This is a genomic window from Kitasatospora sp. NPDC096128, assembly GCF_040303105.1.
Taxonomy (GTDB): domain Bacteria; phylum Actinomycetota; class Actinomycetes; order Streptomycetales; family Streptomycetaceae; genus Kitasatospora.
Map to the genome: position 1 here is coordinate 67,605 of NZ_JBEOSP010000012.1, position 22,266 is coordinate 89,870.

Annotated in this window: 19 protein-coding genes; 8 read left to right on the forward strand and 11 right to left on the reverse strand. The window is 74.9% G+C overall.

Going from position 1 to position 22,266, the window contains the following annotated elements; all coding sequences use genetic code 11:
• Positions 1–153: 153 nt before the first annotated feature.
• Together ABTY61_RS15880 and ABTY61_RS15885 are read right to left on the reverse strand one after the other, a co-directional pair.
• Positions 154–1,521, reverse strand: a complete 1,368-nt coding sequence (locus ABTY61_RS15880; RefSeq protein ID WP_350505560.1) for a DUF6271 family protein — start codon at positions 1,519–1,521, stop codon at positions 154–156.
• Positions 1,503–2,594, reverse strand: a complete 1,092-nt coding sequence (locus ABTY61_RS15885) for a phytanoyl-CoA dioxygenase family protein (protein ID WP_350505561.1) — start codon at positions 2,592–2,594, stop codon at positions 1,503–1,505. Before ABTY61_RS15885 ends, ABTY61_RS15880 begins: the two co-directional genes overlap by 19 nt.
• Positions 2,595–3,039: 445 nt before the next feature.
• Here ABTY61_RS15885 and ABTY61_RS15890 point away from each other — a divergent pair, with 445 nt between their 5' ends.
• On the forward strand, positions 3,040–5,001 hold the full coding sequence (locus tag ABTY61_RS15890) for an FUSC family protein (protein ID WP_350505562.1): 1,962 nt from the start codon (positions 3,040–3,042) through the stop codon (positions 4,999–5,001).
• A gap of 15 nt (positions 5,002–5,016) precedes the next feature.
• Here ABTY61_RS15890 and ABTY61_RS15895 read toward each other — a convergent pair whose 3' ends face one another.
• Entirely contained in the window at positions 5,017–6,420 is a 1,404-nt protein-coding gene (locus ABTY61_RS15895; protein WP_350505563.1) for an amidase, read from the reverse strand.
• A gap of 263 nt (positions 6,421–6,683) precedes the next feature.
• Between ABTY61_RS15895 and ABTY61_RS15900 the strand changes: the two genes are divergently transcribed.
• Together ABTY61_RS15900 and ABTY61_RS15905 are read left to right on the forward strand one after the other, a co-directional pair.
• Positions 6,684–8,033, forward strand: a complete 1,350-nt coding sequence (locus ABTY61_RS15900) for a cytochrome P450 (RefSeq protein WP_350505564.1) — start codon at positions 6,684–6,686, stop codon at positions 8,031–8,033.
• A 104-nt stretch (positions 8,034–8,137) separates the two neighbouring features.
• Positions 8,138–8,857, forward strand: coding sequence for a rhomboid-like protein (locus ABTY61_RS15905; RefSeq protein ID WP_350505565.1), 720 nt, complete (start codon positions 8,138–8,140; stop codon positions 8,855–8,857).
• Positions 8,858–8,881: 24 nt separating this feature from the next.
• Here the strand turns inward: ABTY61_RS15905 and ABTY61_RS15910 are convergent, their stop codons facing one another.
• Positions 8,882–9,463 (reverse strand): DUF421 domain-containing protein, encoded by a 582-nt coding sequence (locus ABTY61_RS15910; protein WP_350505566.1) that lies wholly within the window; start codon positions 9,461–9,463, stop codon positions 8,882–8,884.
• Between the two features lie 73 nt (positions 9,464–9,536).
• The gene (locus ABTY61_RS15915; RefSeq protein ID WP_502895326.1) at positions 9,537–10,334 is read right to left on the reverse strand and encodes a LysR family substrate-binding domain-containing protein; all 798 of its coding nucleotides are present in this window, start codon (positions 10,332–10,334) and stop codon (positions 9,537–9,539) included.
• A gap of 57 nt (positions 10,335–10,391) precedes the next feature.
• Here ABTY61_RS15915 and ABTY61_RS15920 point away from each other — a divergent pair, with 57 nt between their 5' ends.
• The 3 genes from ABTY61_RS15920 to ABTY61_RS15930 all read left to right on the forward strand — a co-directional run bounded on the left by ABTY61_RS15920 (position 10,392) and on the right by ABTY61_RS15930 (position 13,836).
• Positions 10,392–10,811 (forward strand): DUF5997 family protein, encoded by a 420-nt coding sequence (locus ABTY61_RS15920; protein WP_350505567.1) that lies wholly within the window; start codon positions 10,392–10,394, stop codon positions 10,809–10,811.
• Between the two features lie 318 nt (positions 10,812–11,129).
• Positions 11,130–12,836 carry a DUF885 domain-containing protein gene (locus ABTY61_RS15925; protein ID WP_350505568.1) on the forward strand — a complete coding sequence of 569 codons (1,707 nt, stop codon included), beginning with the start codon at positions 11,130–11,132 and terminating at the stop codon, positions 12,834–12,836.
• A 229-nt stretch (positions 12,837–13,065) separates the two neighbouring features.
• Entirely contained in the window at positions 13,066–13,836 is a 771-nt protein-coding gene (locus ABTY61_RS15930) for a hypothetical protein (RefSeq protein WP_350505569.1), read from the forward strand.
• Between the two features lie 27 nt (positions 13,837–13,863).
• On the opposite strand, the gene ABTY61_RS15935 is transcribed toward ABTY61_RS15930, so the two are convergent.
• Complete coding sequence (locus ABTY61_RS15935; protein WP_350505570.1) at positions 13,864–15,249, reverse strand: glycosyltransferase; 1,386 nt, start codon at positions 15,247–15,249, stop codon at positions 13,864–13,866.
• A gap of 158 nt (positions 15,250–15,407) precedes the next feature.
• On the opposite strand from ABTY61_RS15935, the gene ABTY61_RS15940 reads away from it, so the two are divergent.
• Positions 15,408–16,928, forward strand: coding sequence for a serine/threonine-protein kinase (locus tag ABTY61_RS15940; protein ID WP_350505571.1), 1,521 nt, complete (start codon positions 15,408–15,410; stop codon positions 16,926–16,928).
• A 60-nt stretch (positions 16,929–16,988) separates the two neighbouring features.
• Here the strand turns inward: ABTY61_RS15940 and ABTY61_RS15945 are convergent, their stop codons facing one another.
• Together ABTY61_RS15945 and ABTY61_RS15950 are read right to left on the reverse strand one after the other, a co-directional pair.
• Positions 16,989–17,180 carry a hypothetical protein gene (locus ABTY61_RS15945; RefSeq protein WP_350505572.1) on the reverse strand — a complete coding sequence of 64 codons (192 nt, stop codon included), beginning with the start codon at positions 17,178–17,180 and terminating at the stop codon, positions 16,989–16,991.
• Between the two features lie 4 nt (positions 17,181–17,184).
• The gene (locus tag ABTY61_RS15950; protein WP_350505699.1) at positions 17,185–17,652 is read right to left on the reverse strand and encodes an SAM-dependent methyltransferase; all 468 of its coding nucleotides are present in this window, start codon (positions 17,650–17,652) and stop codon (positions 17,185–17,187) included.
• A 92-nt stretch (positions 17,653–17,744) separates the two neighbouring features.
• Between ABTY61_RS15950 and ABTY61_RS15955 the strand changes: the two genes are divergently transcribed.
• Positions 17,745–18,092: a hypothetical protein gene (locus ABTY61_RS15955; protein WP_350505573.1), complete on the forward strand. Its 348-nt coding sequence runs from the start codon at positions 17,745–17,747 to the stop codon at positions 18,090–18,092.
• Between the two features lie 3 nt (positions 18,093–18,095).
• Here ABTY61_RS15955 and ABTY61_RS15960 read toward each other — a convergent pair whose 3' ends face one another.
• The 3 genes from ABTY61_RS15960 to ftsH all read right to left on the reverse strand — a co-directional run bounded on the left by ABTY61_RS15960 (position 18,096) and on the right by ftsH (position 21,952).
• Positions 18,096–19,031, reverse strand: coding sequence for an ADP-ribosylglycohydrolase family protein (locus tag ABTY61_RS15960; RefSeq protein WP_350505574.1), 936 nt, complete (start codon positions 19,029–19,031; stop codon positions 18,096–18,098).
• A complete protein-coding gene (nadE, locus tag ABTY61_RS15965; protein ID WP_350505575.1) occupies positions 19,028–19,867 on the reverse strand; it encodes an NAD(+) synthase in 840 nt (279 codons plus the stop codon). Before nadE ends, ABTY61_RS15960 begins: the two co-directional genes overlap by 4 nt.
• A gap of 93 nt (positions 19,868–19,960) precedes the next feature.
• Positions 19,961–21,952 (reverse strand): ATP-dependent zinc metalloprotease FtsH, encoded by a 1,992-nt coding sequence (ftsH, locus tag ABTY61_RS15970; protein WP_350505576.1) that lies wholly within the window; start codon positions 21,950–21,952, stop codon positions 19,961–19,963.
• Positions 21,953–22,266: the final 314 nt, after the last annotated feature.

Sequence of the window (22,266 nt, forward strand, 5' to 3'; positions counted from 1 at the left end):
GGCCGGCCCTCCCCTGGTCGGCCCGCTCGCGCGGTTCGTGGCGCTGCTCGCCGACCCGGCGCGGCTCGGCGGAGTGGCGCGGCTCGGCGGAGTGGCGCTGTTCTGCGGAGTGACGCTGGCCGGCGGGGCAGCGCGGTTCGGTGGTCTGGGGTATCACGTGTGAACTCCTGGTGCGGCTGGGGCCCGGCGGGATCCGCCGGACCGGCCCTCCCCCTGCGGCCGGTCGGCGGGGGTGGCCTTGCTCGCCCGCACCAGCGGGCCCCACGCGTCGATCAGCAGGGCGAAGTCCTCGATGTCCGCCTGCGCCTCGTCGAGCAGACGCGCCCGTCGGGGCGCCAGGTGGTCGGCGAACTCGGCGTACTTGCCGCCGAGTCGCCGATGGCAGCGGTCCAGCTCGGCGAGCCGCCGGTGGTTCTCGGCGCGGTCCGTCGCGGCGCTGCGGCGGGCGAAGTCGGCGATCGCCCCGGGGCGGACGTGGTGGTGCTCGTCCAGCAGGGTGTCGCCGGCCCGCTCCATCTCGGAGTAGACGGGGTGGAGGTAGAGCATGGAGAGCAGGAACTTGGCGTAGCGCTCCTGGTAGGCGGTGAAGCCGGCGCCGGTGCGTCGTTCCGGGGTGTAGTAGTTGACGATGTGCCGGTTGTGGGTCACCCCGGGCAGGGTGGCGTCGTGCACCAGGTGGTGCAGGAAGTAGTCGCTGCCGATGGTGTCGGTGGCGGGCGGCAGCGGGACGCGTTCGTAGACCTCGTGGTCGAGGGCGATGTTGCACATGTCGATCCGCCAGATGTCGGGCCGGTCGAGCACGGCGCGGTCGGCACTGAAGGGCTCGGCGCCGCCGCCGGTGAAGGATTCGGCGACGAGTTCCCGCCGCTCCTCCTCGGTGGCCCCGGTGGGCGCCCAGAGCGCGACCAGGTCGTGGTAGACGTCCGGGTCGAGGGCGCGGATCTCGCCGAGGTCGACGGAGAGTTCGCCGATGAAGGAGGCGCCGACCAGGGCGACGGGCTTGCCGGCGTGCGCCGGGTCGAGGGTGTTCTCGGTGACGGCGGCGGCCGCGTCGGCGGCCTTGAGGCCGATGGTGGCGAGTTCGTGGTCGATCGGGAAGACGGGTGCGCCGTCGTGCCACTGGTAGCGGCTGTCGGAGTCGCGGCGGTGCACGGAGGTGCAGCCGAGTGCGGCGGCCAGCAGGAAGGCCCGGTTGGTGCAGGCTCCGTAGGAGACGGCGTCGGGCAGCATCAGTTCGAGCAGCCGGTCCGGCCCGGGGAGGTCGGCGCGCTCGATCACCCGGCGCAGGAAGGCGCGTTGGGCGTCCTCGTCGAGGTGGTGGGCGGTCACGCCTCGGGTGGGCGGCAGGGCGGCGACGGCGGCGGCGTGCCGCGCGCGGGCCGCCGGGACGGCGGAGTCGAGCACCAGGAGGTGCACCCGGGCTCCGAACGCCCGGGCGGCGTGGGCGGCTTCGGCGCCGACGGCGGTGATGGTGTCCGCGCACTCGCGGTTGGTGGGCAGGGTCAGGCAGACGGCGCGCATTCCCGCTCCCCCGTGGGCTGCTGGGCACCGGACGGCTCGAAGTCCCGGCCCGTCCAGGACCGCGAACCGAGCAGCTTCTCGCCCAGTTCGGTGAGTTCGGCCGGTCCGTAGCGCAGCGCCTCGGGCCGCTCGGCGTCGCCGACCAGGGTGCGGTTCCAGTCCGGGGTGGCGAGGGTGCGCCAGGACTCGACCCGGGAGCGGCGCAGCGGCTCGGCCTCCTCGAGGGCGGGCATCATGGACAGGTACTGGACCGAGCGCACGCCGTCCGCGGAGGTGTTGGGGGCGACGCCGTGGGCCAGCAGGCCGTTCCAGATCAGCAGGTCACCGGCCTTCAACTCGGGTCGGACGACCGGGAACTCGGCGCGGTCGATGTCCGGGCGGATCGGGTCCCGGTCGGCCGGCTGGGCGGCCTGCCACTCGTTGTGGCGGCGGAACAGCTCCGGGTCGCACTGGAAGCCGCCGTGGTCGGGGGCGGTGTCGTTGAGCGCGATGATGCCCTGGACGCGCTGCGGCAGCATGGCGCGGGTGGTGTCGACGTCCCAGTGCAGTTCGATGTCGAAGCCCTGGTCGGTGGGTTCGATGAGGGCCCGGTCGCGGTTGCGCACGTTCGGCGGGTTGAGGTTGAGCCGGTCGAGGGTGACCCAGAGCTCCTCGCAGTCCCAGACGTCCACGAAGGCGTCGTAGACGCGCTGCGACTGGCGGCTGTCCCAGATGAGTTGGTGGTGGTAGGCCTCGACGAAGCCGTAGATGTGCAGGTGCCGGTCGAGCTCGTCGCGGTAGTCGCGCTCGCGGTACCAGTCCTCGGGGCGGTCGGGCGACAGGCCCTGGAACTCCCAGGCGAAGTCGAGCAGTCGGCGCGCGGCCGCGGCCGGGATCGCCTCCGGGACCACGACGTAGCCGTAGGTCTGCCAGTGCGCGAAGTCCGCCTCGGAGAGCACCCGCAGCGGGTGCCTCTTGCGCAGTTCGCGCAGGGCGGTGCCGGCGAGGTAGCTCTCGGTGTCGGCGCTGAAGTAGGGGCGCGCGGAGGCGGCCCGGTACAGGTATTCCTCGGGGTGTTCGTCAGGACTCGGCATGGGCGGTCACTCCGTGGTTCGTGGTCGATGCAGCGCTTCCTCGGGCGCCCGTGCGGGCACGGCGAGCCGATGGCCGACCGTCGGCCGGAAGGGGAATTCGGTGCGCGGACCGGATTCCCGTCCGCATGCGCTCCTTCTCGCCTCGGCCCCCGAGCGGCGGACGACGCCACGTCAGGGGGCCAACTCACCAGCCCGGCAAGGACACTCACTCCGCATCACCCTGCGCCGGACCGCGCTTCCCCATACGTTGGACTAGACCAACTAATGGTGTCAACCCTTTCCCACAGGTAACCGATTGGGAAATCGGCGCAGCTCACGGCGCCTCTGCGGGTCGGCTTTATGTTTCGGAGACTGACATAAGGCCGGGTATGTTTCGAGAATTGACATAATCGCGAGGAAGTGAACCCCACGCGCCCCACAGCCGTTGCGCACGTACGTTGGGTCTGTGGCACGCACCCGCCCGGCCCGCACCCGCCTGGCGCCGCCCGGCTGGCTGACCGAGGGCCTGCGGCCCCGGGACGCGCCGATCCCCTGGGCCGCGGCGGCCCGCGCCTCGGTGGCGCTCGCCGCCCCGCTGGCCGTCGGCACCGCGACCGGCCGGACCGGCTACGGCGCGCTGGTGTCGATGGGCGCGCTGTCCGGGGTGATCGGGGACACCGCCGACGCCTACCGGATGCGGGTGTTCAACATCGCCGTGCCGCAGCTGTTCGGCGCCCTCGGGGTACTGCTCGGCACCCAGGTGTTCGGCTCCGGCTGGACGGCCGTGGTGGTGCTGACGGTGGTCGCCCTGGTGTCCGGGATGATCTCCTCGGTCGGCGCGGTGGCCTCCGTCTCCGGCCTTCTCCTGCTGCTGAACGCGGTGGTCGGGGCCGGCCTGCCGATGCCCTCCCCGTGGTGGCTGCCGCCCGGCCTGCTGCTGCTCGGCGGCCTGCTGGTGCTCGCGCTGTCCCTGCTCGCCTGGCCGCTGCGCGGCGGCACTCCCGAGCGCGCGACGGTGGCCGACAGCTACCGGGCGGTCGCCGCCCTGCTGGAGGCCACCGGCCCGCCCGGCTACGAGGACCGGCGCCGGGAGCTCACCCAGTCGCTCAACCAGTCCTACGACCTGCTGCTGGCCCGCCGCGCCCGCCGGCACGGCCGCTCGGCCACCCTGGTGCGCCTGCTCGCCCAGCTCAACGCGCTGATCCCGGTGGTCGAGGGGGCGTTCGCGGCCCAGCTGCGCCCGCCCGGGTACGGTCCGCTGCCGCCCGCCTACCCGGCGGCGGTGCGCGAGCTGGCCGCCGCCGTCGAGCGGGGCCCCGGCGGCCCGTCCCCGCCGCCCGGGCCGCCGGAACTGCCCGAGCCGCGCGGCCCGTCCACCCGCGCGCTGGCCCAGGCCATCGGGCACGCCGCCACCGTGGTGCACGAGGCCGAGCCGGACCCGTACGCCGCCGACGACCGGCTCGGCCGACCCGCCGGCCTGCGGGTGCGGGCCCGCCGGGGAGCCCGCGCGCTGCTGCTGTCCGGCGCGTCGTGGCGGTACGGGCTGCGGCTGGCGCTGTGCATCGGGCTGGCCCAGGTGCTGGTGTCGGTGATCGCCGTGCCGCGCTCGTACTGGGTCTCCCTGACGGTGACCTTCGTGCTGAAGCCGGACTTCGGCTCGGTGTTCTCCCGCGCCGTGCTGCGCGCGCTCGGCACGGCCGCCGGGCTGCTGGTCGCCGTCCCGGTACTGGCCGAGGTGCCGCACGGCTGGTGGGACGTGCCGGTGATGGCGGTGCTCGCCACGCTCATCCCGGTGCTGTCCGCGAAGGGGTACGCGTTCCAGACCGCCGCGATCACCCCGGTCATCCTGCTGCTCTCCGACCTGCTCAACCACCAGGGCTTCCACCTGGTGCTGCCCCGGCTCTACGACTCGCTGATCGGCTGTGGCATCGCGCTGCTGGCCGGCTACCTGCTGTGGCCGGAGTCGTGGCACACCCGGATCGGCGACCGGCTGGCGGACGCCGTCCAGGACACCGCCTCGTACGTGTCACTGGCCTTCACCACCGCGCCGGGCCGGGACGAGCCGGCCCGAGCCCGCTACCGGCGCCGGCTCTACCGGGACCTCTCCGCGGTGCGCAGCGAGTTCCAGCGGGCGCTCACCGAGCCGCCGCCGGTCGGCGCCCGGGCGGAGGCCTGGTGGCCGCTGGTGATCGCGGTGGAGCGGATCGTGGACACCACCACCGCGACCCGGGTGCGGGTCGAGCACGGCGCGCCGGTGCCGACCCCGGCCGAGGTGGGCGCCGTCGCCCGGGAGCTGACCGACCTGGCGCAGGCGCTGCGCAGCGGCGCGCCGCTGCCCCCGGGCGCCCCGGACGCGCCGGCGCCGGACTGCGCGCTGGCCCGGCTGCACCACGAGGTGCACGCGGCCCGGTCGGTGGCCTGCCCGTGAGGGCCGACGGGCCGGTCAGTCCTGGATCCGCCGCCAGGGCCGGTCCGCCTCCAGCTCGTAGGCCAGCTCCAGCAGCAGCCGCTCCTGCCCGTGCGCGGCCGACAGGTGCACCCCGATCGGCAGGCCGCCCGGCGCCGCCCCGGTGGGCAGCGCGATGCCCGGGCCGCCGGTCACGTTGTTGACCGGGGTGAAGGCGACGTAGCGCAGCAGCCGCTCGATCAGCTCGTCGAAGGCCACGTTGGGGCTGAGGTGCCCGATCGGCGGGGCGGTGTGGGCGAGCACCGGGGAGAGGATCGCGTCGTGCTCGCGGAAGATCCCCGCGTACACCGCCTCGGCCCGGCGCAGCCGGCGCAGCACGCCCGGGGTGCGCGGGAACTCCGCCTGGAAGCGCCGCCGCAGCCCGGTGGTCAGGCCGTCGAGCTTCCCGGCCCGGAAGCCCGGGTCGAGCAGCACCCGGCCGGTGAGCGCGATCACCCAGGCGATGTAGCCCCAGTACGAGAGGAAGTCGCGGGAGAACTCCTCGCCGAAGGGCAGGGTGGTGGGCACCACCCGGTGGCCCATCGCCTCCAGCCGGGCGGCGGTCTCCTCGACCACCCGGCGGGTCGCCTCGTCGGTCTTGGCGGTGGGCGAGTCGACCACCAGCCCGATCCGCAGCCGGCGCCCGCCGGGGCCCTCGACCAGGCCGAGCGGAGGCAGGCCCGGGTTGCGGTGGTGGCGTTCGGCGGCGGCGAAGAAGGCCGCGGTGTCGCGCACCGTACGGGTCACCACCCCGTCGGTGACCAGGTCGATCGGCAGTTTGCCGCCCTGGGCGTTGGTGACCAGCCGGCCCCGGGTGGGCTTGAGGCCGACCAGGCCGCAGCAGGCCGCCGGGATGCGGATCGAGCCGCCGCCGTCGTTGGCGTGGGCGATCGGCACCACCCCGGCGGCGACCAGGGCGGCCGCGCCGCCGGAGGAGGCACCGGGCGAGTGGGAGGTCTTCCAGGGGTTGCGCACCGGCTGGGCGGTGGCGAACTCGGTGGAGGCGTTCAGCCCGAACTCGGGCAGCCGGGTCTTGCCGAGCACGGCCAGGCCGGTGGAGAGCAGTTGGTCGACGAAGGGCGCGTTGCGGCGGGCCGGGCGGGCGCGGTAGGCCTCGCTGCCCATGCCGGTCGGCAGGCCGCGCAGGTCGACGTTGTCCTTGAGGTAGGTCGGCACACCCCACAGGGGGCCGCCGATGCCCGCGCGGCTGATCCGGGGCCGGTCGTGGCCGGGGTGGGCGACGGGCAGCAGGGCGGCGTCGATCCGCCCGGCGCGGGCGACGGCGGCGGCGACCAGCTCCCGGGGGCCGACCTGGCCGGACTTGACCAGGGCGGCCAGTGCCACCGCGTCGTGCGCGCCGAGGGCGTCGTCGGTGAACGCGTGGGCCCGCTCGTCGGCCATCCCAACTCCCCATCGGTCGTACCCATTGGCTGTACTGACCGGTAGTACCGGTCAGTAATGGTGCGGAGCCCGCAGTCTATGCACATGCCACCGCCGCCGGAAAGCCCGGGCGACCCGTCAAGCCCGGCCCGGCGCACGGGCGTTCGGCCTGCGCCCCCGCGTTCACCCCACCCGCCGGTCCCGGACCGTTTCACCGGCGGTCGCCGGGAAAGATCACCGTCGCCCGACCAACCCACCCACCCACCCACCCAGAGGTGACGCCCGTGCCCACCCAGTACCGCCCCACCGCCCACTACACCTCGGTCACCGCCCCCGGCGCGCTCCCCCTGCTCGGCCACGCCCCCGCCCTCCTGCGCAACCCGCCCGACTTCGTGGCCGGCCTGGCCGCCCACGGCGACCTCGTCCGGCTGCGGCTCGGCCCGCTCGACGCGTACGTCGCCTGCCACCCCGACCTGGTGCGCCGGCTGCTCACCGAGGACCGCACCTTCGACAAGGGCGGCGTCATCGTCGAGAAGGCCCGCGAGGCCTTCGGGAACGGCCTCGCCACCTGTCCCGCCGCCGCCCACCGGCGCCAGCGCCGGATGATCCAGCCCGCGTTCCACCGCGACCGGCTGCCCGGCTACGCCGCCATGATGGCCGAGGAGATCGCCGGCACCACCGCCCGCTGGCGCGACGGCGACGTGGTCGACGTGCCCGCCGCGATGTACCGGCTCTCCACCGCCGTCACCGCCCGCTGCCTGTTCGCCGCGCACGAACGGGCCGGCTCGCTGCCCGTCCACGCCGCCATGGACGAGGTCGCCCACGGCGTCGCCCGGCGGATGATGCTGCCGCTGCCCGGCGCCGACCGGATCCCCACCCCCGGCAACCGCCGCTTCGCCCGCGCCCGGCGGGACCTCCGGGAGATCACCCGCCGGCTGACCGCCGACTACCGCGCCGCCGGCACCGACCACCACGACCTGCTCTCCGTCCTGCTCGGCGCCCGCGACGAGGACGGGCACGGCCTGTCCGACGAGGAGATCCACGACCAGGTGGTCACCTTCCTGCTGGCCGGCATGGAGACCACCGCCGCCACCCTCTCCTGGGCGTGGACCCTGCTCGCCGCCAACCCCGCCGTCCGCGCGCGCCTGCACACCGAACTCGACACCGTCCTCGACGGCCGCCCCGCCTGCCACCAGGACCTGCCCGCGCTGCCGCTCACCGCCAGGATCATCAGCGAGACCCTGCGGCTCTACCCGCCCGCCTGGATCCTCAGCCGCACCGCCGCCACCGACACCGAACTCGGCGGTCACCCCCTGCCGGCCGGCGCCACCATCCTCTACAGCCCCTACCTGCTGCACCGCCGGGCCGACCTGTTCCCCTGCCCCGACCGCTTCGACCCCGACCGCTGGCTCACCACCGCCCGCCCCACCCCCGGCGTCTACACCCCCTTCGGCCTCGGCGCCCGCCGCTGCATCGGCGACGCCTTCGGCACCACCGAGGCCGCCCTCGCCCTGGCCGGCATCGCCGCCCGCTGGACCGTCACCCCCACCCGCGGGCGGCCCGTCCGCCCCCACCGCAGCGCCTCGCTCTCCCCCCGCCCCTTCACCGCGACGCTCGCCCGCCGCATCCGCTGAAGGCCTCGGCGGGCATCGGGCAGCGGTGTTCGGTACTGTCCCGAGGTGGCCGACCGCATCCGGGCCGGCCGGGACCAGCCGCTCGACCGGGACACCATCAGAACATGAACGCTCGAACCCCGTTGGGGCTCCTCACCGGGCTGCTGCGCGCCGTCCGCACGTACCCGCGGCGCTCGCCGCTGACGCTCGTCTACGTCGGACTGCTGCTGCTCGGGCACGCCTGGGTCGAGTACGGGCTGACCGACGAGCGCGCCGACGACCTGCGGAACTACATCAGCACCAACCTGGACAACCTCCACGACCACCCGGTCCGCGCCCTGGTCGGCAGCGCCCTGGTGTACGACGGCACGCTCACCGACATCGCCTCCACCGGCTTCGGCGGCACCCTGATCACCCTCGGCCTCGGCATCGTCGTCGGCCTGGCCTGGGCCGAGCGCCGCTTCGGCACACCCCGCGCCGCCGCCGTCTTCCTCGCCGGACACGTCGGCGCGACCCTGATCACCGCCCTGGTGATCCTGCTCGCCCTGCACCAGGGCTGGTACCCCGAGAGCGTCCGCGACGCCTCCGACTACGGCATCAGCTACGGCGCCCAGGCCGCCCTCGCCTTCGCCAGCCTCGCCCTGCCCCGCTGGGCCCGACTGCCCTGGGCCGCCTTCGTCCTCGCCTGGCCGCTCGCGGGCGACCACGAATGGCCCGGGCCGCTCCCCGAGTTCACCACCGTCGGCCACCTCCTCGCCGCCGCCCTCGGCTTCGCCCTGGCCGCCGCGACCGCCCGCGGCCGGCGCCGCGGCACCACCCTGGCCACCGCCCGCACCGGGGGGTGAGCGCCGCGGAGCCGCCCCCGGCCGTCAGCGCGGGGGGCGGCGGTCGGCGGCGAGCCCGGTCAGCAGCCGCTCGATCGCCGCCAGCCGCTCCCGCAGCTCCTCGACGTCGCCCTTGGTGGCGCTCTGCTCTGCCTCCCGGAGGGTGACCAGCAACTGCCCGTCCGGCTCCAGCCGGGCCCGCGCGACGCCGCTGACGTTGTCGCCGTTCTGCACCCGGATCGCGTGCTCCAGCTCGGACGGGCGCAGCGCCAGCTCGCGCAGCGCGCCGGGCACCAGCCTGCCGTCCCGGACCACGGTGGTGGGCGTGCCCTCCAGAAGGCGCGCGGCCCGCGGGTCGCGGGCCAGCCAGCGGGTGACCCCGGAGTTCACCGCGATCAGCGTGACGGCGCCGATCGCGCCGCCCAGCAGGCTGTTGTCGTTGCCGATGATCGCGTTCTGCACCACGTTGGAGAGCAGGAACACGACCACCATGTCGAAGGTGTTCAGCCCCGCCAGTCCGCGCTTCCCGGAGAGCCGGAACAGCACCAGGATCAGCACGTAGACGGCGATCGTGCGGAGGACCTTCTCCACGATCGGAATCTGGACGACCACCAGGTCATGCCACACGGCCCCGCTCCTCCCACTACGACGGTCCGGAACGGCCGTCCGGAACGGGGCCGACGCTACTCCCCGGGTGCCGTCAGGAGCGCCGCTTCGGCTTGCCCCGTCGGGCCGCGGCCGCCCCGCCCCGCCCCTTCTGGGCGGCGGACTTCTGGGCACCCGTCTTCTGCCCGCCCGCCTTCTGGCCACCGGGCTTCTGCTGCTGGGGCTTGCGCGGCGCCGCGGCCTTCTTCGGCTGGGCCTCGGCCGGCTGTCCGGCTCCGCGGCCGCGCGAGCTGTTGACGGTGCGCCCCCGGACGATCCCGATGAACTCCTCCACCAGGTCCGTGGTCCGCTCCTGCGGCCAGGACAGCGCGACCTGGGACTGCGGCGCCTCCGGCACCGTGCGGTAGGTGAGGTCCCGCCGGTGGTGCAGCCGGGCCAGCGACTGGGGCACCAGCAGCACGCCGACGTTGGCCGCCACCAGCTCCACCGCGTCGGCGGTGGTGTCCGGGCGGGCGATCGCCGGGCGGCCGGGCAGGGTGTCGGCGGTGAAGCCGAGGGTGTCGTCCAGCGGGTGGAAGACCACCTCCTCGGCCAGCTCCTCCAGGCTGACCTCCTCGGCAGCGGCGAGCCAGTGGTCCTTGGGGATCACCACCACGGTGGTCTCGGTGTAGAGCGGGATCGCGCTCAGCACGTCCTTGTCGACCGGCAGCCGGACCAGTCCGGCGTCCACCGCGCCCTCGCGCAGGGTCCGCTCGCCGTCGGTGGAGGGCACCGGGACCAGGTCGAGCCGGACGTCCGGGAGCCGTTCGATCCACACCCGGGCCCATTTGCCGGGGGTCACGCCCGGGACGTACGCGAGCCGGAAGGGCGGGTTCACCTGCATGTCTGTCACAGGGCAAGGCTACCGACCGTGACCGGAAGCGCTCGCGCACTCCCTTACCCTTGTTCCATGACATCGCTCAAGCAGAAGACCAGCCAGACCATGAAGCCGGCCACGGCGGCCAAGAAGCTGGGGATCTACCTCGCCGCGACGCCGACCGACTTCCAGGAGGGCGTGGTCTCCCGCGAGGAGCTCAACGCGCTGCAGGCCGAGCCGCCGCAGTGGCTCCAGGACCTGCGCAAGAACGGCCCGCACCCGCGCCCGGTGATCGCCGCCAAGCTCGGCATCTCCATCGCGGGCCTGGCCCGCGGCGGCGTGACCGAGGCGCTCACCACCGACGAGGTCGACGCTCTCAAGGCCGAGAACCCGCTGTGGCTCCAGCACGAGCGCGCCAACCAGGTGGACGTCCGCAAGGAGACCGCCCGGATCAAGGCGAAGCACGAGAAGGAGGCCGCCGAGAAGGCCGCCAAGGAGAACCGGGGCCGCTGAGCCCCCGGGGCCGGTCGACGGCCCCCGCGCTGGAACGGTGCCGGCGTTCGTCCAGGGAGGACGGGCGCCGGCACCGTCATGAGCGGCGGCGGGCCGCGGCCCCGGCGCGGACGTCCGGGCGCCGCCCCGACCGCCGGCCCACAGGCGTCGGCGGGCCGCTGAAATCCGCTCGGGCGACGGCGCGTTCATCACGAGCGGACGGAACTCCATTCCCGCCGCCGCGTATTGACCGTGCCGTCGCCGACTCCGAATAATCGGCCCGATCGGGCCACCCCAGGGAACCCGTGTCGCCCTGACCCACCGGACCCGGGAAGACCCATGACCGAGCAGCCCACCGCCCATCGAGCCGACCCCTCTCCGCGAACCGAACTGGCCGCCCTCGCCGACGAGTTCTTCGCCGCCGAGAACGAGCACGACCCCTTCGAGGCCACCCTCTCCGGCACCGCGGGCCACGCCCACGAGGTGCCCGACCCGTCCCGCGAGGCCGCGCTGCGCCACCGCGAAGCGCTCCAGGGGATCGGCGCGCGGCTGGCGGCGATCCCGCTGGACGGACTGACCGGCGAGGACCGCACCACCCACCGGGTGCTGGCCCGGCTGATCGACAACAACTGCGGCCTGATCGCCCACGGGCTGGCCGATTTCAGCGTCTCCGCGACCATCGTCGCCCCGCACAACACGGTCTTCGGCTCGCTCGCCATGACCGCCGTCGACCAGGAGGGCGCCGACGCCTACCTGGAGCGGCTGGCCGGCCTGCCCGGCTACTTCGACGCCGTCCTGCAGCGCACCCTGGACGCCGCCGCCGAGGGCCGCCGGCCGCTGCGCAGCGGCGTGGACGCCGCGATCACCCAGCTGGACGGCTACCTGGCCGCGGACCCGACCGCCGACCAGCTGCTGCGCCCGCTCCAGGGCCGCCCGGAGTTCGAACGGGCCCGGGCGATCGTGCGCGAGGGCGTGCGCCCGGCCGTGGCCCGCTACCGGGCCGGGCTGGCCCAGCGGCTGGCACCGGCCGCCCGCCCGGACTCCGAGGCCGGGGTCTGCCATGTGCCGGGCGGCGCCGAGGGCTACGCCGACGCCGTCGGCCGCTACACCCGGCCGGGGCTGGACCCGGAGGAGGTGCACCGGATCGGCCTGGAGACGGTCGCGGCGCTGCGCGAGGAGTTCGCCGAGCTGGGCGCCAAGGTGCTCGGCGTCCACGGCACCGACGCCGTGCTGACCGCGCTGCGCGAGGACCGCTCGCTGCGCTTCGGCAGCGCGGCCGAGATCGTCGCCCTGGTGGACGGCGCCCTGGACCGCGCCCGGCGCGCCTCGGCCGACTGGTTCCGCCCGTACCCGATAGCCGACTGCGTGACCCGGGAGATCGACCCGCTGGAGGCGGAGACGGCGCCGCTGGCCTACTACCAGCCGCCGGGCCCGGGCGGACTGCCCGGCACCCACTGGATCAACACGCTGAACCCGGAGAACCGGTTCAGCTACGAGTACGAGGCGATCGCCTTCCACGAGAGCGTGCCCGGCCACCACCTGCAGCTCGCGCTCGCCCGCACCCTGCACCACCTGCCGGAGTTCCGGCAGCGGCCGAGCGGCCAGCTGACCGCGCACGTCGAGGGCTGGGGCCTGTACACCGAGCGGCTGGCCGACGAGATGGGCCTGTACAGCTCGGAGCTGTCCCGCTTCGGCATGCTGTCGCTGGACGCGCTGCGCGCGGTGCGCCTGGTGGTGGACACCGGCCTGCACCACTACGGCTGGCCCCGGGAGCGGGCGATGGCCTACCTGCGGGACAACACGGCCACGCCGGAGGCCAACGTCCGCAACGAGATCGACCGCTACATCGCCTGGCCGGGCCAGGCCACCGCCTACCTGATCGGGCGTCGGGAGATCGTCCGGCACCGCGAGCGGGCGCAGGCCGCGCTCGGCGGGCTCTTCGACGTGCGGGAGTTCCACCACGAGGTGATCGGGCACGGCAGCCTGCCGCTGGGCGTGCTGGAGGACCTGATCAGCGACTGGATCGCGGCGCTGCGCGCGGTCTGACGGTCCGGCCGGTTCCCGGGTGCCGCTCCCGCCGGCGGGAGCGGCACCCGGGGCACGTCATGAGCACGGCACGCGTGCGAAAACGATTCCGCGCGCCCGCCACCGTCCTCCCGCGCCGGACGTGGCGTCACCCCTTCGGCCCCCTCGACACGGTAGTGTCCGCTGGCGCGGCCTCCGGCACCTTCGCCGGCCGGCCGCCCGTGCTACCGCAACGACCTGGAGGAATTCCGTGCCGGCACCCGCCCGAGGCGCCCTCGCCATAGCCGCGGCCGTCCTGTTCGCCGCCGCCGCCGCAGGCTGCTCGTCCGGCAGCGGCCACACCGCCAAGGACAGTTCCCAGGGCAAGGAGGCCTCCCACGGCAACTCCGGTGCCCACGGCTCCGCCCCGGCGGCCGCCGGTGACGCCGCCCAGCCCGCCCCGGCCGCGATCGTCACCGGCGCCGGCCCGAAGAGCTCCTACGACGCCCAGCCGCAGCCCGCGGCGGGCAGCTGCCACTACCGCTACACCGCGGACAAGCAGCCGCTCCCCGACCCGAACTGCACCCCCGGCGCGATCAGCCCGGCGGTCAACCAGGGCAACATCAACGACACCATCTGCAAGCCGGGCGGCTACACCTCGACCATCCGCCCGCCGGTGAACATCACCGGCAAGGAGAAGACCGACAACGCCAAGTCCTACGGCTACTCCGGCCCGATGGGCGACGCCGAGTACGACCACCTGATCAGCCTCCAGCTCGGCGGCGACCCCAACGACCCGCGCAACCTGTGGGTCCAGCCGCCCTCCCCCGGCCACGTCCCCGGCAAGGGCCCGAACAACCCCAAGGACTCGGTGGAGACCCACCTGCACACCGCGATCTGCAAGGGCCAGGTCACCCTGACCGCCGCCCAGCAGGCGATCGCCACCGACTGGACGACGGCCGAGGCCAAGCTCGGCATCAGCAAGGGCGCCGCCGCCGCGCCCACCGCGGAGGCGGCGGACGCCGACGGGGACGGCAGCTGACGGATCGTTTCGGCCGCCCCGGCGGCTTCAGAGCGATCCGACCAGCTCGGCGATGGTGTCGAACGGCCGGTACTCCGCGAACTCCGCGCCCAGCGCGCGGGCCCGCTCCCGGAACCGGCCCTCGGCAAGCACCTGCTCCACCGCCCGGCCGACCGCCTCCGGCGCCGGGCGGCCGGTGCGCAGGTCCAGCCCCACGCCCGCCCACTGCACCCGGGCCGCGACCTCCGGCTTGTCCTCGCTCGCCCCGGCCACCACCAGCGGCACCCCGTACCGCAGCGCCGTCTGCACCCCGCCGTAACCGCCGTTGCTCACCAGGACGTCGGTGTGCGGCAGCAGCCGGTCGAACGGCACGTACCCGGCGGCCCGGACGTTGCCCGGCAGCCGGCCGCCCAGCAGTTCGGCCAGCACCTGCGGCCCGTCCGGGCGGGCGGTCGCGGCCACCACCAGCACGTCCCGCTCCGCCAGCGCGCGGACCGTCGGCGCGACCAGCTCGCCCAGGTCGTCGTTGGCCAGCGTCCCCTGGGTCACCACCACGACCGGCCGCTCACCGGACACCTCCGCCCACCACTCGGGCAACGGCTGCTCCTCGCCGACGTTCCCCGGCAGCGCGCCGATCAGCCGGTAGGAGGCGGGCGCGTCGGAGCGCGGGTACTCGAAGCCCGGCACGGTCAGCTGCAGGTACACGTCCGGCACCGTCACCTGGGCCAGTCCGCGCGGGCCCTGCGGCAGCCGGACGCCCGCCTCCGCGAACGCCTTCTCCGCGTAGCGCTGCAGCGGCTCGCCGCGCCGGTCCATCTCCTCCTGCAGCGAGCGGTTGCGGATCCGGCCCTCCTCCCCCGGCAGCGGCGGCAGCGCCAGCCCGAACGGCGCGGTGTCCGCGCTCGGCAGCATCGCCGGGGTGATGCCGACCCCGAGCAGCGCCGGGCGCTCCGCCCGCGGGCGGGCGAGCGCCAGCGGCAGGGCGCCCTGGACGAAGGCGTCGGCGACCACCGCGTCGGCCGGGAACTCGGCCAGCAGCCCGAGCAGCGCCCGGTACTGGTGCGGCACCGGGTCGAGGAAGACGTGCTTCACGTCGAAGGCGATCCGCTCCGGACCGGGCGGCAGCTCCGCCCGGCCGGGGAAGGACGCGTCGAGGTCGCGGTCGTCCCAGTCGGCCCCGGCGGGCAGCGCGGCGAAGCGCACCCCGGCTCGCCCGGCCGCCTCCGCGAAGCGCGAGCCGCCGAGGAAGACCACCTCGTGGCCGCGCGCGGCGAGGTCGGCGGAGATGGCCAGCAGTGGGCTGACGTGCCCGTGCGCGGGCAGGGCGGTGGTGATGATCCTGGACAGCGGAAGCTCCTGTGGTCGGGCCCGGTTCGTTCTCCCGGCCCACCCTAGGAAAGGGCGGTAGACGACCGATGAACGAGTCGGCGGCACGGTGCGATGACGGACCGTCGGTGCACGCCCCGCGCCCTTCGTGACCTGACGGCACCCGCTCCGTACCCCTCCGGGCCCCACCGGGCCCTGACGGACGAGACGGGCCGCAGGGGCGCTAGAGTCTGCTCGGCGTTTCGGGGGAAAGGTGGGTGGCGACCGTGAAGCCGCTTGAATCGGGAGATCCGTCGGTCGTCGGGTCGTACCGGGTGCTCGGTCGACTCGGCGAGGGCGGGATGGGCTGCGTCTACCTGGGGCGCACCGCCGGCGGACGGACCGTGGCACTGAAGGTGGTCCGGCCGGAGCTGGTGGCGGACGCGGAGTTCCGGGCGCGGTTCCGGCGCGAGGTGGCCTTGGCCCGACGGGTCGGCGGCCGGTGGACCGCACCGGTGCTCGACGCCGACACGGAGTCGCCCGAGCCGTGGGTCGCCAGCGGGTACGTCGCGGGGCCCGCGCTGTCGGAAACGGTGGCGCGCTTCGGCGCGATGCCCGAACACGGGCTGCGGGCACTGGTCGCCGGACTCGCCGAGGCCCTGGTCGCCGTGCACGGGCTCGAGCTGATCCACCGTGACATCAAGCCGTCCAACGTGCTGCTGACGCTGGACGGGCCGGTGCTGATCGACTTCGGGATCGCGCGCGCCCTGGACAGCGCGGCCACGAGCTCGCTCACCGCCAGCGGGGTCGTGGTCGGCTCGCCGGGCTACATGTCGCCCGAACAGGTCCTGGGCCAGCCGCTGGGCGCCGCCTCCGACGTGTTCCAGCTGGGCACCGTACTGGCCTTCGCGGCCACCGGGCAGGGGCCGTTCCAGGCAGACAGTGACGCCGCGCTGCTCTACAAGGTGGCCCACGGCGAGCCGGAACTCGGCGCGCTGCGGGGCGATTTGCGCACGCTCGCCGAAAGCTGCCTGGCCAAGGACCCGGCCGACCGGCCCGCCCCGCAACAGATCGTCGCACTGCTCGCGCCGCAGGGGACCGCCACGCTGGTCGGCGCGGGCTGGTTGTCCCCGCCGGTGATCGAGCAGATCGGTCGGCGCAGTGTCGAACTGCTGAACCTGGACGCGGCGCCCGTCCCGCCGGAACCCGTCCCGCCGACGCCGACCGTGCCTGCCATGCCCCCCGCCGTACCCGGCACGCTCGGCACGGCCGGCACGCCCGAGGGAGCAGCGCCGAGCCCGTCGCCCCGCAGGCGGCGCCGGGCCGTCATCGCCATCGCGGGCGTCCTCGCCCTGGCCGGTGCGGCGGCCGCGGTCGTCGCCCTCCTCCCGCCCTCGAAGCCCGACGGGATACCCGCCGCCTTCCTCGGGCACTGGCGGGGAGAGACCTCCCCCGGTTCGGCCGTCAGCGATCAGATCACCCTGGACATCTTCGGCGCCAAGGACGGCACCGGCGGGAACTCCCACGACATCTCCGGCCATGACAACCTGACCGAGGGTTCCACCGGGCAGTCCGGGCTCTGCGAGACCGTCTACAAGCAGCAGCAGGTCACGGACCGCAAGGTGACCCTCGTCCGGGACATCCCGCCCGGCGGTGGCGGCGACGGCGACTGGTGCGCCAACCTCCTGGGCCGCTCCACGGTGGTGCTGAGTCTCGCGGACGACGGCTCGGTGTCCATGAGCTGGGACGACCAGCACGGCGGCACCGTCAAGGCCGAGCTGCGCGTCGTTTTCCGGCCGAAGAAGTAGCCGGCCGGAACCCCAGGACCTGTCTCCTGGACCCTCGCCGGGGCCCGACGCCGGATCGGCTCAACGCCCCGGCACCGCACCGCCGTTCAGCCCGATCACCTGCCCGGTGAGGCAGCCGGCCGCCGGGGGGCGCAGCGCCCCCTGGAGCGCGGCGGTCAGCAGGTCGGCGTCCAGGTCGCGCCGCCAGGACGCGGCCGGCGCGGCCAGGCCCTCACCCTCGGGCGGGGTGATGATGGCGCCCGCGTTGTTCACCCGCTCAGGCCTCCGCATCGTAGTAGGCGCGCATCAGCTCGGTCGACCACGCGGGCTGCCGGACCTCACCGCGCGGGCCGAACTCGGCCAGGTACGGCTTGATGTCGAGCACCGGCGTGCCGGCCACCGCGTCCAGGCCGGTGACGTGCAGGTCCAGGCCGTCCACCCGGAGCAGCTCGCAGCGCGAGACCCCGATCCGGTTGGGCCGGTTCTTGCCGCGCTGGGCGAAGATGCCCACCAGCGGCCAGTCGGTGTTGCCGCGCGGGTGCCGTGCGCCGGTCTCGACCTTCGCCTCGGGGACCCGGTCGAAGTGGTAGACCACCTCCAGGTGCGAGAAGTCCGCCAGTCCGTACAGCGCCTCCTCGCCGAACTGCCCTGCGTCCAGCCGGATCACCGCCTCGACGCTCCCCCACCCGTCGTCCCGCACGTCCTCCCGTCCACCGACCACGTGGGCCACCGGACGCACCGTCATGTCAGCCATGCCGTCTCCCCCTTCAGCATCGAACCGTTCAGTCGGTACGGTAGCGAGCCGTACACGGGAACGATCAAGGGGGGCTGGGCACCATGACGCATACGGGGATCAAGGGTGTGGGCCGGGAGAGCGGCGACGCGGTCGGCGCGGCGGTGTTCGGCGTCCTCACGGCCGGGCTGGACGCCGTCCTGGTGAGCCGGATCTGGCGCTGGGCCGGCGAGCAGACGGCGGCGGAACACCGGGCGGCGGTGCTGCAGACCGCCGCCCTGGCCGGGGCCGTGCTCTTCGCGGCGCTGCTCGGCGCCGCGATCGCGGGCCGGGACTCCACCCCGCACCGACGCTGGCGCTACGCGCTGCTCACCGCACTGGCCTCGCACGTCCTGATCCCGCTGGCCCTGCTCGCCGCGCTGGCCGCCCACCCGGCCCGCCCGACCTTCTGATCCTCAGGCCGCCAACTCCGCCGCCATGGCCAGCAGTTCGGCCGCCCGCAGCACCCGGCCGCCGGAGCCCGGCAAGGGCACGTGCAGCGGCCCGGTCCAACGGGAGGGGACGGCCGCCAGCCCGTAGCGGGCCCCGGCCAGGCCGCCGGTGACGGCGGCGACGGTGTCGGTGTCACCGCCGAGGTCGACGGCGGCGTGCACAGCGGCCTCGAAGCCGTCGGTGGTGCGCAGGGCCCAGACCGCCGAGCCAAGGCAGGGCCAGACGGCGCCGTTGGGCTCGGTGGCCAGGCCAGGGTGCCAGTCCGGCGCGAGGACGGTCGCGTAGCGCTCCCGGTGGTCGGGGTCGACGGCGGCCAGCACAGCCGGGAGTTCGGCGAGCGGGTCGTGGCCGTCGAGAGCGAGGCGGACCAGCTCATGGAAGATCGCCGTCCCCTCCCAGGCGGCCCGGTCGCCGTGGGTGAGCGCGGCGATCCGGCGGGCGGCGGCCATGGTGCCCTCGCGTCCGGCCCGCGCGAAGGCGACGGCGGAGGTGGCGGCGCGCATCAGCGAGCCGTTGCCGGCGGCCCGCAGGGTGGTGTTGAAGTGGACGGCCGCGGCGAGGTCCCAGGGGTCGCCGCTGGTGAGGACCCACTCGGTCTGGATGCCGATGTCCTTGGGCTCGGCGGCGGCCCAGCGGCGGAACCGGTCGAAGATGTCCGGGAGGTCCAACCCGCCCTGTTCGATGAGGGATTCGGCGACCAGGACGGCCATCTGGGTGTCGTCGGTGGCCTCGCCGCGTTCCCAGCCCCCGCCCGCCACGAGCTCCGCGCCGCCGGCGGGGAAGCGGGCGGTCAGGGCGCCGGCCGGGCCGAACTCGTACGGAGCTCCGAGGGCGTCGCCCACGGCCGACCCGAGGACGGCCCCGGCCGCGCGCCCTGACCGGGTGTCCGGCTCGGTCACGCCTGGCCCGGGGTGAGCGGCAGGGCGCGCTTGTGCTCGGTGCGGCGGTAGTGGCCGAGGACGGTGTCGAAGACCTGCTCGCTGACCGGGCGGCCCTCCAGGAAGTCGTCCAGGGCGTCGTACTCGACACCGAGGGCGTCCTCGTCGGGCTTGCCGGGGGCGAGGTTCTCCAGGTCCGCGGTGGGGACCTTGCCGACCAGCTCCTCCGGTGCCCCCAGGTGGGCAGCCACCGAACGGACCTGGCGCTTCGTCAGGCCGGAGAGCGGCATCACGTCGGCCGCGCCGTCGCCGAACTTGGTGAAGAAGCCGACGGCCGCCTCGGCCGCGTGGTCGGTGCCGACCACCAGGCCGCCGGCGGCACCCGCGGCCGCGTACTGGACGACCATCCGCTGGCGGGCCTTGACGTTGCCGCGCACGAAGTCCTCGTGGGCGTGGTCGCGGAAGGTGAGCCCGGCCGTCAGCAGGGCGTCGAAGGCGGCGTCGGTGGCGGGCTTGACGTCGACGGTCAGCACCTCGTCGGCCCGGATGAAGTCGAGGGCGCGCTGGGCGTCCGCCTCGTCGGCCTGGACGCCGTAGGGCAGCCGCATCGCCGTGAAGGACACCTGGCGGCCCTCGGCACGCAGCCGCTCGACGGCGAGCTGGCAGAGCCGCCCAGTGGTGGTGGAGTCCACGCCGCCGCTGATGCCCAGCACCAGGCTGCGCGCGCCCGAGGCCCGCAGCTGGTCGGCGAGGAAGGCAATCCGGCGCTCGGCCTCCTTCGCGGGGTCGGTGACGGGCAGCACCCCGAGGGCCAGGGCGATCTCGCGCTGGACGTCCGCGGGCAGGGGTTCGGTCATGGTCGGGCTCCTTCGGGTCGGTACCACGACATCATCCACCCGGGCCGCGGCCGGGCCTGCGGCGGCCCCGGGCGTCCGGTCACAGTCCGCCCTTCAGGACGTCGAAGCCGGCGGCTCCGCCGGGCCCGGTGGCCGGTCGCCCTCCGGCGCGGGGTGCCCCAGGATGTCGAGCACCACGCCGCCGTCCACCGTCTCCCGGGCGACCAGCAGCGTCGCCAACTCGTCCAGGTGGTGCCGGTGTTCGCGCAGCAGCCCGACGGCCCGGCGCTCGGCGCCGCGCAGCAGCGCGGCCACCGCCTCGTCCACCGCGCGCTGGGTCTGCTCGGAGTACGGGCGGCGCAGCAGGTCGTCGGGGTGGTCGCCGAGGTACTGCGGGGAGCCGCTGGAGTAGCCGACCGGGCCGAGGTCCGGGGAGAGGCCGAACTCGCGGACCATCCGGGTGGCCACCGAGGTGGCGTTGGCGAGGTCGTTGGCGGCGCCGGTCGAGCCCTCGCCGAAGACCACCAGTTCGGCGGCGCGCCCGCCGAGCTGCACGGTGAGCAGGTCGAGCAGGTAGCTCTCGCTGTACAGGTGCCGTTCCGCCTCGGGGAGTTGCTCGGTGGCACCGAGGGCGACCCCGGCCGGGAGGATGGTCACCTTGGCGACCGGGTCGGCGTGCTCGCACAGCGCGGCCATCAGCGCGTGCCCGGACTCGTGCACGGCGACGGAGTGCCGTTCCTCGGGCAGCAGCGCGTTGGAGGACTCCCGGCGGCCGAGCAGCACCCGGTCGCGGGCGTCGTCGAGGTCGGCGGCGGTGAGGGTGGCCCGGTCGGCGCGCACGGCGTTGATGGCGGCCTCGTTGACCAGGTTGGCGAGGTCGGCGCCGGAGAAGCCGGGGGTGCCGCGGGCGATCCGGTCCAGGTCGGCGTCCGGGGCGAGGGTCTTGCCGCGGGTGTGCACGGCGAGGATGGCGGCCCGCTCGGCCTGGTTGGGCAGCGGCACGACGACCTGCCGGTCGAAGCGGCCGGGGCGCAGCAGGGCCGGGTCGAGCGCGTCCGGCCGGTTGGTGGCGGCGATGACGACGATGCCGGTGCTGGTGTCGAAGCCGTCCATCTCGGCGAGCAGCTGGTTGAGGGTCTGCTCGCGCTCGTCGTTGCCGCCGATCCGGGTGCCGCCCGCGCGGCGGCCTCCGACGGCGTCGATCTCGTCGATGAAGATGATGGACGGCGCCCGTTTGCGGGCCTCCTCGAAGAGGTCGCGGACCCGGGAGGCACCGACGCCGACGAACATCTCGACGAAGCCGGAGCCGGTGACGGACAGGAAGGGCACCGAGGCCTCGCCGGCGACCGCCCGGGCGAGCAGCGTCTTGCCGGTGCCCGGCGGGCCGACCATGATCACCCCTCGCGGCCCCTTGGCACCCGCGGCGGCGTAGCGTTCCGGACTGCGCAGGAAGTCGACCACCTCGCTGACCTCCTGCTTCACCCCCTCGTACCCGGCGACGTCGGCGAAGCCGGTGTCGGGCCGCTCGGCCTCGATGATCTTCGCCCGGGAGCGGCCGATGGCGCTCAGCCCGCCGCCGAGCGAGCGCGCGGCCAGCCGGCCGGACCAGAGGAACAGCCCGCCGAAGATCAACAGCGGCAGGAACAGCAGCAGGGTCGACCAGATCGAGCTGCCCCCGCCGGCGCGGCTGCCGGTGATGCTCACGTGCTGGTCCGAGAGCGCCTTGCTGAGCTGGGAGGTGTCCAGGGCGGTGGGGATCTGGCTGGTGAAGTGGGTGCCGTCCTTGAGGGTGCCGGACACGCCGCCGGTGTCGCTGACGTCCACGGTCTGCACCTGGCCGGCGCCCACCCGGGTGAGCAGGTCGCTGTAGCCGTAGCGGGTGCCGGTCGGGTTGGGCTTGGCGAGCAGGACCAGGAGCAGCAGGGTCGCCAGCACGGCGACGGGCAGCAGCCAGCGGCGCAGCGCCGGCGGTGGCGGCTTGGGCGGGGTGCCGCCGGGGCCCTGGCCCGGTCCGCGGCCGGGGCCGGGACCGCCCCACCCGCCGGGGCCCGGGCCCTTGCCCCCACCGGGCGGGGCCGCGGGGTGGCGGGCGGCACGCAGCCGCATTCGGACGATCATCCGCGCTCACCGCCTCTCGGGCGCCGCCGGGGCCTCACCCGGAACCCTGCTCGGGGCCCACCCCTCCATGGTCGACCCCGGCGGCCCGGGACGGGAGCCCGAGAGCACCCGGCCCCGCTCGCCACCCCGCTCGGGCCGGCTCGCTCACCGGGCCCGCCGCGCCCGTACGACGCCCGGCGTCACCGGGCTCGCGAGCAGTGCACACGTCGCCATCGGCGCCAGCAGCCGGACCGGCCTGTCCACCCGGCCCGGCAGCCCGGCGGGCGGGCCGGGACGGGCCGGGGCGGGGCGGGCCCGGCGTA

Coding starts and splice junctions, on each gene's coding strand:
- ABTY61_RS15880 (WP_350505560.1), bottom strand. CDS start 1,521: ATGCGCGCCGTCTGCCTGACCCTGCCCACCAACCGCGAGTGCGCGGAC.
- ABTY61_RS15885 (WP_350505561.1), bottom strand. CDS start 2,594: ATGCCGAGTCCTGACGAACACCCCGAGGAATACCTGTACCGGGCCGCC.
- ABTY61_RS15895 (WP_350505563.1), bottom strand. CDS start 6,420: ATGGCCGACGAGCGGGCCCACGCGTTCACCGACGACGCCCTCGGCGCG.
- ABTY61_RS15905 (WP_350505565.1), top strand. CDS start 8,138: ATGAACGCTCGAACCCCGTTGGGGCTCCTCACCGGGCTGCTGCGCGCC.
- ABTY61_RS15920 (WP_350505567.1), top strand. CDS start 10,392: ATGACATCGCTCAAGCAGAAGACCAGCCAGACCATGAAGCCGGCCACG.
- ABTY61_RS15925 (WP_350505568.1), top strand. CDS start 11,130: ATGACCGAGCAGCCCACCGCCCATCGAGCCGACCCCTCTCCGCGAACC.
- ABTY61_RS15950 (WP_350505699.1), bottom strand. CDS start 17,652: ATGACGGTGCGTCCGGTGGCCCACGTGGTCGGTGGACGGGAGGACGTG.
- ABTY61_RS15955 (WP_350505573.1), top strand. CDS start 17,745: ATGACGCATACGGGGATCAAGGGTGTGGGCCGGGAGAGCGGCGACGCG.
- nadE (WP_350505575.1), bottom strand. CDS start 19,867: ATGACCGAACCCCTGCCCGCGGACGTCCAGCGCGAGATCGCCCTGGCC.
- ftsH (WP_350505576.1), bottom strand. CDS start 21,952: ATGCGGCTGCGTGCCGCCCGCCACCCCGCGGCCCCGCCCGGTGGGGGC.